This is a genomic window from Micromonospora sp. NPDC057141 (genome assembly GCF_042670805.1).
Classification (GTDB): domain Bacteria; phylum Actinomycetota; class Actinomycetes; order Mycobacteriales; family Micromonosporaceae; genus Micromonospora.
In genome coordinates this window covers 1-12,157 of the sequence record NZ_JBHUVA010000123.1, presented here as the reverse complement: position 1 = coordinate 12,157, position 12,157 = coordinate 1, and the positions used below count along the sequence as shown (strand labels likewise).

Sequence of the window (12,157 nt, the reverse complement as noted above, 5' to 3'; positions counted from 1 at the left end):
ACGACCGACCCCGTAAGATCCATGATTGGAAGAAGCCCTCCGAGATATTCGCCGAACTCGTAGAGGCAAATGCTTCGACCGCCTGAATTCGCCGTCCCTTGACCGACAGGTGACGCAGGACTACCCGCTCAATCGGTAACCCACTCCGGACAGCGTTTCGATCACCGCCGGGCTGCCCAGCTTTTTCCGCAAGGTCATCATTGTCACTCGAACCGCGTTCGTGAACGGATCGATGTGCTCGTCCCATGCCTTCTCCAACAGTTCCTCGGCGCTGACCGCGGTGCCTTCGGCCCGCATCAGAACTTCCAGTACGGCAAATTCCTTTCGGGACAGCGCGATGAACCGGCCGTCCCGGAGCACCTGGTGCCGGGGTACGTCGAGTTCGATGCCGGCGCGGCACAGCACCGGCGGTAGCGCCGGCCTGGCACGCCGACCGAGTGCCTGCACCCGGGCGACGAGTTCGGCGAGGGCGAACGGCTTGGTCAGGTAGTCGTCCGCGCCGATGTTGAGCCCGTATACCCGTTCGTCCAGGCCGACCGAGGCGGTCAGCATGATCACTCTGGCCTCACCACCGGCCGAGACGATCGCCCGGCAGACATCGTCGCCATGTACCACAGGCAGGTCGCGATCGAGGACGACGACGTCGTAGCGGTTGACGCTGATCAGCTCCAGGGCGGTGGCGCCATCCGCGCACAAGTCCACCGCCATGGCCCGCTGGCGAAGTCCCTCGGCCGTCGCCTCAGCCAGTACCGCCTCGTCTTCCACGATCAGTACGCGCATGGAGATCCCTTCTCGTCGCACCGGCTCCAGTGTGCACCAATCGATCGTAAGTTCGAGATAAGAAGTACCGCTTACGCCACCGATATCAGCTCACTGGTACACCTGTTGGCAACAATGACATCTTCCTGAGCTGGGAATGATCCTGATCGGGAGAGGACCCTGGAAAGAGGAACGCCATGAGTCGTGAGTGGTTGACGCCCATCCTGCTGGCCACGCTACTGCTGGCCACCGGCTGTGCCACCAAGGTCGGCAGCAACGAGGTCGCGTCGGTGTCCGGTGTCTCCAGCGCGCCGCAGGACGCGGATCAGGACGAGTTCCGGCGGTGTATGAAGGAGCAGGGAGTCGATCTCGACGCAAATAGTGACAGCAATGAGTTGGGCGGCGGTTCGGGGCACGACTCGGGCAAGGTCGACTCCACCAAGGCACCCGGCCAGCAGCAGCGGGAACTTGCCGCGCTGGAGCAGTGCCGCCAGCACCTGCCCAACGGCGGTAACCCGAAGCCGCTCGGCGAGGAGGAACTGGAGCAGGCCCGGGCGTTGGCCAAGTGCATGCGCGCCGGTGGATTCGACTATCCCGACCCCGACCCGCACTCCGGTGGCGGCTCCGGATCGCTGGCCATCCCACCGGGGATCGACATCAGCAACCCGACCGTCCTCGCCAAGCTGCGCGAGTGCCGGCAGGAGGCGGGCTACCAGCCAGCCACGCCGGGTGCCGGATCGTGAGCGCGGCGACCACCAGCCAGAGCGGCGGTCCGGTGCGGATGCGACGCGAGCGGCGACAGCGCTGGCTGCTCGGGAGCGTCGTGGCCGTGGCCGTGCTCAGCACCGGTGGCGTCACGGCGTACAGCCGACTCCAGGGTGTCTCCGCCGAGCCGGCGCGGGAGGCCACGCCTCGGCGTACTGCGACGGTCACGAGGACCGACCTGGTCGAGCGGATCGTGGTCGACGGCACCGTCGGGTACGGGCGGAGCAGTCCGGTGACCGGTCGCCGGGCGGGCACCATAACCTGGTTGCCCAGCCCCGGCGCGCTGGTCAGGCGGGGGGAGCGGCTGTACTCGGTGGACGCCGACCCGGTCCCGCTGCTGTTCGGGGACACTCCGATGTACCGGGACATCGGCGGCGGGGTGTCCTCCGGGCCCGACGTGCTGGTCCTGGAACGCAATCTGGACGCGCTCGGCTATGACGTCGGCACGGTGGACGGCAGGTTCCGGTCGGGCACCCGGCAGGCGCTCAAGGAGTGGCAGCAGGGACTCGGCCTGCCAGAGACCGGACGGCTCGCCCACGGCGACGTTGTGGTGCTCCCCGGTGAGGTACGGGTCGACGAGGTGACCGGGCGGCTCGGTGGCTCAGCCCAGACCGAGGTGCTCAACGTGACCGGTGTCGGGCGACTGGTCACGGCGGAACTGGAGGAGGCGCAGCGCGGCTTCGCGCGTCCCGGCGCCGAGGTCCGCCTGGAACTGGCCGACGGACGGTCCACGACCGGGAAGACCAGGTCGGTCGTCGCCGTCGGCGATGGCGAGGACGATCGGTCCACGCTCACGGTGACTATCGGCTTCACTGACGCCGCGCTGGCCGCCAAGGTGGACACCGGCCCGGCCACCGTCCGGTTCGACGGGGCCAGCCGTGACGACGTGCTCGCCCTGCCGATCGAGGCCCTGGTGGCGCTGCGCGAGGGGGGTTACGGAATCGAGGCGGCCGAGGGTGAACAGCGATACTACGCGGTCGAACTGGGCCTGTTCGCCGACGGTATGGTCGAGGTCTCCGGGGACGGGGTCACCGAGGGCATGGCAGTGGTGGTCGCGGGATGACCGCGGTGCTGGAGTTGGAGAACGCCTCCAGGATCTATCCAGGCGGCGTCCACGCCCTACGTGCGGCGAACCTCCGCGTGCACGCGGGCGAGATGATTGCCGTCGTCGGGCCATCCGGGTCCGGCAAATCGACCATGTTGCACCTGATGGGTACCCTCGACCGGACCACGACCGGGACGGTGTGGGTTAACGGGCATCGGGTCGACCGGCTGACCGACCGCCGGCTCTCCGCATTGCGGGCCTCGTGGATCGGGTTCGTCTTTCAGTCGTTCCACCTGACCGACGGGTTGAGCGCACGGGAGAATCTGGTCACGGCGCAGCTCTACCGGGGCGTCCCCGCCCGGTTACGGCGAGCCCGCGCGGATGAGGCACTCGAACGGGTCGGGCTCGCGCACCGGGCCGGCCACCTGCCGACCGAACTGTCCGGCGGAGAACGGCAGCGGGTCGCGATCGCCCGGGCCGTGGTGAATCGTCCCAGTATCGTGCTGGCCGACGAACCCACCGGCAATCTCGATTCCCGGGTGGGCGCCGAGGTCCTCGGCCTGCTCCAGGAACTCAATGCCGAGGGCACCACGATCGTGGTGATCACGCACGATCTCAGCATCGCCGGTCGCTTCCCCCGTCGGGTGGAGATGCTCGACGGGCAGATTCGCGCCGACGTCACCCGACAGTGTGCGGTGGCCGGATGACCGTGCAACTGCCGTCGCCCGCCCGGCTGTCGTTGTCCGACCTGCTCGGGCTCGCCACGGCTGGCATCCGGGCCCGCCCGGCGCGCACGGTGCTGGCGGCCCTCGGGATCACCATCGGGATCGCCGCCCTGATCGCGGTGATCGGAATTCCGGCGTCCAACCAGGCCGCAGTGCGGGCGGGGCTGGCCGCGCTCGGGCCGAACCTGCTCACCGTCACGCCCGGCCAGAACCTGGTCACCGGGAAGCAGGCACAGCTTCCTGTGGAGTCGGTGCCGATGATCCAACGCATCGAGCCGGTGCAGTCGGCCTCCGCCATCGGCTACACCTCGGCCAAGGTGCGACGGACCAACCTGGTGCCGAAGGGCGAGACCAACGGCCTCGCGGTCGCCGCCGCCCGACTCGACCTGCCGGCCGTGCTGAAGGCGACGATGCGCGTCGGGGTGTTCCTCGACCGGGTGACCGAACAGTACCCGGCCGTGGTGCTGGGCGCGCGGGCCAGTGAACTGCTGGGCGTCGAGCCGAGGCCAGGTGAACCCGCTCCGCCGGTCTGGATCAACGACCGCTGGTACATCACCATCGGGGTGCTCGACCGACTCCCACTCACCCCGGAGATCGACAACTCGGTCCTTGTCGGCTGGCCGGCGGCGCAGCGCTACCTCGGCTTCGACGGGCGCCCGCAGGCGATCTTCGTCCGGGTGGACGACGAGGCTGTCGACGACGTACGGGCGGTTCTCGGGCGTGCGGCGAACCCGCAGCGGCCCGAGGAAGTGCTCGTCTCCCGCCCGTCCGACGCACTGGCCGCGCAACGTCTGGTCGAGCAGGCGTACTCCTCGTTGTTCCTGGGGCTCGGCGCGGTCGCGCTGTTGGTCGGCGGGATCGGAGTGGCCAATACGATGATCATCTCGGTGCTCGAACGGCGCCGGGAGATCGGGCTGCGCCGGGCGCTCGGTGCCAGCCGCGGACATGTCGCCAGCCAGTTCCTGGCCGAGTCCGTACTGCTCACCGGCATCGGCGGTGCGCTGGGAATACTGCTCGGCGCGGCGGTCACAGCCGGCTACGCCGTAGTGGAGCGATGGCCGGCTGTCCTGCCGCCGACGGCCCTGCTCGGTGGGCTCGCGGTAGCGGTCGGCACCGGTGTGCTGGCGGGTGTCTACCCTGCGGTCCGCGCCGCCCGGCTTGCGCCGACCGAGGCGTTGAGCACGAACTGACCGGCTGGCGGTAGTCGCCCGCACCGTCGTCCGGTGGGTGGGCGGGCACTGACCGGCTTGACGCAGATACGGGTGCGGCCCCCCGGGAGAACCGGGAGGCCGCACCTTCTGTCGGCCGAACGGGTTCAGCTGGTCGATCGTGCTTCTCCCGATGGTGGGTGTCCCAGTTGGGACCTCACCCGGTTGCGGGATCAGCCGATGGTCTGGAACCGGAATGCGGTCGCCGGCCCGTACGAACCGCAGTCGACCCAGCTGAACCAGGAGCCGGCCCCCACGTAGGGACCGTTGATCCAGCCCGCGCCCGAGCAGTACACGCCGAAGCTGACCGATCCCGAGTACACGGTGTAGTAGGCCTCGACGTAGTTGGGCGCGTAGTAGTACACGTTGTAGCTGTAGGAGGCGGCCGGCCCGAACACCGAGTCGCTGCCGAGCATCTTGGCTCCGGCTGGTGCGGCGGCCGGAGCGGCGGCCGCACCGACTGCGGCCTCGGTGCCGGCCGTCGGCGCGGTCTTGGCACCCTTGGCCGCCTGAGCGGGGGCGGCCACTGCGGTGGCAGCGAAGATCATCGCCACTGCCAGCGTCATCTGGAGCAGGAGAGTGCGGATGCTCTGGCCGTCGCGCCGGAGCCTGGTCGGAACGTTCATCCCGGGACCTCCATGGAGTCCTCGTGGGGGAGATGGACACCGACAAGCATCGGCAGTAACCGGCGACGCTCAAATAAATGGAAGAGATCCCTTCCGCGGCATGGGGTTCGGCGAATGTTTACACGGTTCTTGGCTCATCCGATCATCCCCCGATGGTGGTCCGAATGGCTGGCTCGCTTCCTCCCTTCAACCCATCGACCACCGGCTGTCTGATGCGCAACGGATGATGTGTCGGACTCGCCAAGTGGGATCAATAAGGGCGAATGCTTGGCCGGTGATGGCGTTGATGGTGCCAGCTCGGATGGTGAGATCCTCCGGTTGGGCGCAGACGACTAAGTGGTGTCCAAATTGCCCAACATGGCAGGTGACAATAATCACCCGGCCGGAGTCGACGCCTTCTGCTGGGCCGTCGGGGCGTGGGAATTCGGCAGCGCGTTTACCGCCGCGCACGTTAATCCCAGCTGCGGCAGGGTCTTCCTATGTCGGCGTTCGCGGCGTGGGGCTGGGTCGCGTCCCCCTGGTCGGCCGCTGTTGCGGGTCGAGCATCTGCTGGTCGGGCGAAACGGCTCGCCCGCGCGGGCGCTGTCGGCGTCGGTTGGTGGTGGTTTGCTCGACGATCCGGGTGGACCGGCTCACTACCCTGCCTGCCCGTCGGGGCGAGCTGGGGCGGGCGGGTGGCAGCGGTGGGGTGGGCGGCGTAAAGGAGCCGCTGATCCGCCACGATAGGTGCGCTCCGGCCGCAGCAGGCTCTCGGTTCGCCAGGGACGCCAAGGACGCCGCTAAAGAAGTGGCATTGCCCCGCAGAACCTCTGTAGGCCGCGAAGCGCCACCATGCATGCATCACGAACATCCCGGTCAGTGTGACGTGGGTGTGGGTTGCCCTCGGCCCAGGTTTCTTGCGGGCGTGGCGGGTGCGGGTCGGTCGGTGGCACACGTCTATGCACAGGTCGGCGCACGCGCGGCGAACGCCTGTCGACCCCTTTATGTTTTGCTTATAGCGACGCTGCCACAATCACGGTCCGGGAGGATGTGGAATGTCGCTTGACGGTCTCCGGCGTAAGTCACTCGGGGCAGGCCTGGTGGGAGCCTGGGCCTCTTCGTCGGCATCGGTGGATCTACGCGGTTGGTCGGCGATCCGTCGGTCTCTTGAACTTGATACCGCGGTCCGGCAGGAAGTGGACAAGCCGTGGCCCGCAGGGTCCGGCGGCCGCCATTGGCTCGGGGCCGCTGTGGCGACGATCGGAGGCAGGGGATACTATTGATGACCATCGATCAGCTGGCGGCCGAGGTCTGGCTCACCCCGCGGACCATCCGTTCCTACCACACCCGCGGGCTGCTTCAGCCGCCGAACCGGATCGGTCGGACACCCTACTACGACCGCCCCCACCTCAACCGAATGCGGACTGTCGCGCTTCTGCAGGGGCGGGGCCTTTCGCTGGAAGCGATCTGTGCCTTGATCGACCCGGACGGGGTGATCGGCAAGTTCATCCTGCCGAACCGGACGATCGACCAGGTGCTACGTGCCGACCCGAGTCTGACCCGCCCGCTGATCGACAGCGGAGTCCTCCTGCCGCGTCCGGACGGCGCGTTCTGCGTCCGGGGTGCTCGTGCGGTGCTGGCCGCCAGAGTCGCGAGCCGGCCAGAAGCTCCGCTGACCGAGGTGCTGCACGTTCTCGCTGGCTCGGTGACCGCAATCGCGCCGCTCGCCGACGAACTGCTCAGCCGGGTGGGTGCCGAATTGCTCCGTCTGGTGCCCGGCGGTGTCTCCCATCGGGACGAACTGCTTGACCTTGTCGTCGAGGCATTGCGGGTCGGGCTGCAAACCAGGGCCACGCCGGCCGCCTGACCGGGGACGTTCGGCTCCGGCCAGGCGTTCGCCGCTGGTCGGAGCCTTGCCCCTGCGGACGCCGGGTGCCTGCGGACGCCGGGTGCCGGTGGATCTGCTGGCGGCCGGACGTGACCACCGGCCGGTCCCCTTGTGTTGCTGTTGGTGGCCCGGCGCTCGTCGGCAGGTCGATGCGTGCCACCCCTTCGATGAGGGCGGCCAGGTCGCGGCCATGCGACAGCACCACGGGCTCTCGCGACGACACCTGTCCGCCACCTTCGTATGTCACCCTGGGCACCCACGGACCGGGCCGGCACCGGTCACCCTTGATCCGCCCACGGGAGGCAGCATGGCCAGACGCGTCTACCTGCACATCGGCGCCCCGAAGGCGGGCAGCACCTTCGTGCAGAACGTGCTCTGGCGGAACAGGCGTGACCTGAAGCGGGCCGGCATCCTGCTGCCCGGGAGCGCCCGGGGGCAGGACCAGGCCATGACCGATCTGCGCCAGGTGCCCTGGCGCGACGCCGACCTGCGCTGGACCTGGGACCGGCTGGCCGCGAAGGCCCGCGAGTGGTCCGGCGATGTGATCGTCAGCAACGAGGGGCTGGGTGGGGCGAGCAGCGCGCAGGCGGCCCGGGCCGTGGAGAGCCTGCGACCCGCCGAGGTGCACATCGTGGTGGCCGGACGTGACCTGTGGCGTACCCTCCCGTCGACCTGGCAGCAGAGCATCCGGGCCCGCAGTGGCTGGCGCTTCGGTGCCTTCCTCGGCGCGGTGGAACGCGGCGAGTTCGAGACGTTCTGGGAAAACTACACCGCGAACCGGATGCTTCGTCGCTGGGGCGATCTGGTGCCCGCCGAGCGACGCCACCTGGTGACGGTCCCGCCTCCCGGGGCCCCGCACGACACCCTGTGGCACCGGTTCGCGGGGATCATGGGCATCCCCGACGACCTGTGCGAACTGGAGGCCCCCACCTCGAACCCCTCGTTGGGTGCGGCCGAGGCCGAGGTGCTGCGCCGGGTCAACCTGGCGTTGGGTGACCGCTACCCGCTCCGCAGGCCGTACCAGGAGGTCGTGCAGCGCCACCTGGTCGACTCCGTGCTGCGGCAGCGCGAGAACGGGCTGAAGTTCGGTGTCGGCCTGGACCGGGCCGAATGGGTGGCCGACCTGGCGGAGCAGCAGATCAAGGAGCTGCGGGACTATCCGTGCCGGATCGTGGGCGACCTGGAGGAACTCCGGCCGACCAGCATGAAGCAGAGCCGCAGTCCCGACGAACTCGACGACGGGCAGGTCCTGAACACGGCGATCGAGACGATCGTCGCCATGCTGGAGCAGGCCGAAGTGCTCAGCAGGCGCGCGGACCGCCGGTACGAGGAGATCCTGGCGCGGGTCAGGACCCGGGTTGACGGCGGCGTACGCCGCAGGCTCCGTCGCGCCATCCGGCGGTAGCGCGGTCAGCCTGACCGTCGGCACCAGGTCGTTCAGTGCGCCATGCGTGGCTGGCATCGTCCCGCTGATGGCGAACGCGACGCTCATGCTCGCCCGGGCTGCGGTGTCGGCCGTCGGTCTGTTCGTCGACGATCGCCTCCTCGTGGGAGCCGCAGGGCCGGGGCGGTGGATATCGGCAAGGGGGGCAGAGGGGGGCGGCCCCTGAGCGACCCCAACGGGCCGCAAGATGAGCACCGCGAGCGCGTACGCCGAGCAGGACGGAGCAGGCCGCGCAGCGTGCGCACCGTACGCGCAGCGACGGGCGGGCAGCGCCGGGCCAGGAGAGTGGCTGACCCGGCTGCGATTATGCATAGTCGATGGCCAATCCGGTGGTTGCGTGGGAGTGTGCCCGACGCCTACGCTTCAAGGCAGAATTCTGTGACCATGGGCAAGCGGGTGTGAGCGGGCAACTGGAGTTGCCGGTGGCACTGGCGCGACAAGTGCCGCCGGTCGATGCTTGCCGCTCCACGTTTCGCGTGGATCTTGCCTCTGTCGTGCTGACCGTTGTCAACGAATCCGCCATGGTCGGAATCGCCAGGATCGCCCCGTGCCTTCCCTCGGCGAGTCGGCCATTGTTCGTACGGTGGTTCACTGTCGCGCCCCCGGGACGACTGTCCAGCGAACATATTTTTGGGCGGGAATCGAAAGGAATGGTACGTGAATTCAACCGTCTCCACCGCTCGAAGGTCACTGCTGGCAGTTGCGCTGGTCGTCGCCTCCGGGCTGCCGGCAGTGGTCGCGAATCAGCTGCCGGCTTCGGCCGCCGTCCAGCAGACCTACTATGTCGCTCCGGACGGAAACGACGCCAACCCGGGAACGCTCCAGTCGCCATTCAAGACCCTGCACCGTGCGAGGGACGCCGTTCGTACGGTGAATTCGAGCATGACGGGCGACATCCAGGTGTATCTCCGCGGTGGAAGTTACCCGGTGAACAGCACGATCGAGTTCGGGGCGGGTGACTCCGGCACCAACGGCTACCGGGTCAGCTACTCCGCCTATCCCAACGAGACGCCGGTGCTCGACGGCGGGGTGCAGGTGACCGGGTGGACCCAGCACAGCGGCAACATCTGGAAGGCGCCGCTCGACCGGGCCAACAAGCTGCGTGCGCTCTACGTCAACGACAAGCGCGCGTACATGGCATCGAAGACGATCGGCTCGGCGGGCTGCTACGGGACGTACAACATCACGGCCGGGCAGGCCGCGTGGGCCTGGGAGTCGGGGTCGCAGTGTGACGGCGCCAAGTACAGCCTGAACGACTTCCCCGCGATTTCCCGCAATCAGGACGATATCGAGATCGAAACGGCGACGACCTGGACCACCGCCATCGTGGGGGTCCGCCAGGTGACCACGAGTTCCGACGGTACGAACCGGGTGGCGCTGTTCCAGCAACCGGGTGCCGCCATCGCGCAGGGTGCGTTCAACGGCAATGCGCAGACCGGCGGCTCCCACAAGGTGATGAACGCCTACGAGTTCCTGGACGCGCCGGGCGAGTTCTATTTCGACAAGGGCAGCAAGACGCTCTACTACTACAAGAGCAGCGCCGAGAACATGTCGACCGCGTCGGTCTTCGCGCCGAACAACGTGACCACCCTGCTGCGGGTCGCCGGCACCTCGACGAGCAGCCACGCGCGTAACATCATGTTCTCCGGTCTCACCGTCCAGCACTCCGACTGGAACCTGTTCAACGTCGCCGGCTCCTCGTACAAGCAGGCGCAGCAGGGCAACCTTGGGGCGTTGGCGTACGCGAAGCGGAACTTCCACGACTACTACTACCGCAACGTCGACGTCACCCCTGGCATGATCCAGGTCGAGAACGCCGACGGGATCCTCCTGCAACGCAACCGGGTCCAGCACACCGGCGCAGACGGCATCAACATGGTCAACGACGTGCAGGACACGCAGTTGATCGGCAACCTCACCAACGACATCGCCGGCTCCGCCATCACCGTCGGCCATCCCCAGCACGTCTACATCGGCGACCACACCTCGACCAACCGGGAGAAGTGGTCCCCGCAGGTCGAGGGACTGCCGAAGAGCATCGACATCAGGAACAACTACCTCTACGACAGCGCGGTGCTGTTCAACGGGCACAGCCCCGTCTCGGCGTACTTCGTCGACACCCTGACGGTGCAGCGCAACCGGATCGAGAAGTCGCCGTGGTCGGGCATCACGCTCGGTTGGGGCTGGTGGAACTTCGACGGGTCATCGGGCTCGATCGCGCCCAACCGGCCGACCACGACGGCCCGGAACAACACCATCAGCCACAACCACATCATCGACACGGTGCAGCGCCTCAGTGACACGGCGCCCATCTACACGCTGGGCAGCCAGCCGGGGACCACGATCACCAACAACTATCTCCAGGGCGTGCCGGCCGGGCACAAGTACGGACTCCACCCGGACGAGGGATCGGCGTACATCACCTTCCGCGACAACGTCCTGAGCGTGGACAAGAACATCACCTGGCTCATCAACTCCGACGACTTCGGGCGTAAGCACGACCTGAGCATCACGCAGATCTACGGCCCGATCAACAAGGTCTCGAACAAGAACCTGCCCAACAGCACGGTCAACGACATCCTCGTCTCCTCCGACTATGTCTGGCCGGCACCGGCGTACGGCATCGCCGCCAACTCCGGCCTGGAGGACGCCTTCCGGGACATCGTCCCGGCGAGCAACCTCTCCCTGCCGAACCACGTCCTGCCGGCCAGCACCTACGTCACCAGCGGTACGGAGTCGATTCCGATCCGGAGCACCGGCGACGCGACCAGGACGGTCTGGCTGGCTCCCTCCGGCACGACCACCTTCACCGCCGGCCCGACGATGACCAGGGCCGGGGGCACCGCCACGTCCATCGCCGTGCCGACGTCCCAGGGCGAGTACCGGCTCTTCGTCCTCGACGCGCAGGGCAACCGGTCCGCCGAGTCCAGCTCGATCGTCCGGCAGCAGGGCACTGGCACCGGCCAGCAGGGCGGCCGGCTCGTGGGCGGCCAGTCGGGCCGCTGCGTCGAGGTGCCGAACTCCTCCACCACCAACGGCACCCAGGTGCAGCTGTGGGACTGCGCCGGCGGCACGAACCAGCAGTGGACCTACGGCACCAACAAGCAACTGACCGTGTACGGCAACAAGTGCCTGGACGCGAACGGCGCGGGCACGACCAACGGCACCACGGTCATCATCTGGGACTGCCACGGCGGCGCCAACCAACAGTGGAACGTCAACGCCAACGGCACCATCACCAACGTCCAGTCCGGACTCTGTGTCGATGCCAACGGCGCCGCCACCGCCAACGGCACGAAGATCATCCTCTGGTCGTGCAACGGCGGCGCGAACCAGCAGTGGAGCCTTCGCAGCTGACCGGGCGTACCCGGGGCGTCGTCCGGTACGGCGCCGGGCCGGGCTACTTCAGCTGAACGAGGACGCCCGGACCGGGGAGGAGTTTGCTGATCCGCCGCGTGGTGGCTACCAGCTTGACCGGGTGACGATCGACAAGCCGCCTGCGGTGGATCTCAAGCCGGATGCGCTGAGAGAGAGTTCATCACCTCAGACGAGGACGATCTGCTTTCGGTCCGCGCGGGGCCGCGCCCTGAATGCGACGACGGGTGGCGCGCCGGCCCGGGCGGCGCGCCCCCCCCCGGCGGCGGGGGGGGCCGGGGCCTGCGGGGCGGGCGGCCGGCGGGCCGCCGTCGTCGCCGTGCCGCTGGCCGCCGCCGTCTGG

The 12,157-nt window shown here is 68.2% G+C and carries 9 protein-coding genes; 7 read left to right on the top strand and 2 right to left on the bottom strand.

Annotation, left to right across the window (positions count from 1 at the left end; genetic code table 11):
- Window positions 1-120 precede the first annotated feature (120 nt).
- The gene (locus ACFT41_RS30985; protein WP_377589693.1) at window positions 121-780 is read right to left on the bottom strand and encodes a response regulator transcription factor; all 660 of its coding nucleotides are present in this window, start codon (window positions 778-780) and stop codon (window positions 121-123) included.
- 176 nt (window positions 781-956) lie between these two features.
- Between ACFT41_RS30985 and ACFT41_RS30980 the strand changes: the two genes are divergently transcribed.
- From ACFT41_RS30980 to ACFT41_RS30965, 4 genes are read left to right on the top strand one after another with little or no spacing between them, the layout of a single operon-like run.
- Window positions 957-1,502, top strand: a complete 546-nt coding sequence (locus ACFT41_RS30980; protein ID WP_377589692.1) for a hypothetical protein — start codon at window positions 957-959, stop codon at window positions 1,500-1,502.
- Window positions 1,499-2,587 (top strand): peptidoglycan-binding domain-containing protein, encoded by a 1,089-nt coding sequence (locus ACFT41_RS30975; protein WP_377589691.1) that lies wholly within the window; start codon window positions 1,499-1,501, stop codon window positions 2,585-2,587. The genes ACFT41_RS30980 and ACFT41_RS30975 overlap by 4 nt, the downstream gene beginning before the upstream one ends.
- A gap of 5 nt (window positions 2,588-2,592) precedes the next feature.
- Window positions 2,593-3,276 carry an ABC transporter ATP-binding protein gene (locus tag ACFT41_RS30970; RefSeq protein ID WP_377589694.1) on the top strand — a complete coding sequence of 228 codons (684 nt, stop codon included), beginning with the start codon at window positions 2,593-2,595 and terminating at the stop codon, window positions 3,274-3,276.
- Window positions 3,273-4,484 (top strand): ABC transporter permease, encoded by a 1,212-nt coding sequence (locus tag ACFT41_RS30965; protein WP_377589690.1) that lies wholly within the window; start codon window positions 3,273-3,275, stop codon window positions 4,482-4,484. Before ACFT41_RS30970 ends, ACFT41_RS30965 begins: the two co-directional genes overlap by 4 nt.
- A 191-nt stretch (window positions 4,485-4,675) precedes the next feature.
- Here ACFT41_RS30965 and ACFT41_RS30960 read toward each other — a convergent pair whose 3' ends face one another.
- Window positions 4,676-5,128, bottom strand: a complete 453-nt coding sequence (locus ACFT41_RS30960; protein WP_377589689.1) for a hypothetical protein — start codon at window positions 5,126-5,128, stop codon at window positions 4,676-4,678.
- Between the two features lie 1,261 nt (window positions 5,129-6,389).
- Here ACFT41_RS30960 and ACFT41_RS30955 point away from each other — a divergent pair.
- The 3 genes from ACFT41_RS30955 (at window position 6,390) to ACFT41_RS30945 (ending at window position 11,796) form a co-directional block, all read left to right on the top strand.
- On the top strand, window positions 6,390-6,974 hold the full coding sequence (locus ACFT41_RS30955) for a MerR family transcriptional regulator (protein ID WP_377589688.1): 585 nt from the start codon (window positions 6,390-6,392) through the stop codon (window positions 6,972-6,974).
- Between the two features lie 328 nt (window positions 6,975-7,302).
- On the top strand, window positions 7,303-8,400 hold the full coding sequence (locus ACFT41_RS30950; RefSeq protein ID WP_377589687.1) for a hypothetical protein: 1,098 nt from the start codon (window positions 7,303-7,305) through the stop codon (window positions 8,398-8,400).
- Window positions 8,401-9,321: 921 nt separating this feature from the next.
- Window positions 9,322-11,796 (top strand): RICIN domain-containing protein, encoded by a 2,475-nt coding sequence (locus ACFT41_RS30945; protein WP_377589686.1) that lies wholly within the window; start codon window positions 9,322-9,324, stop codon window positions 11,794-11,796.
- Window positions 11,797-12,157: the final 361 nt, after the last annotated feature.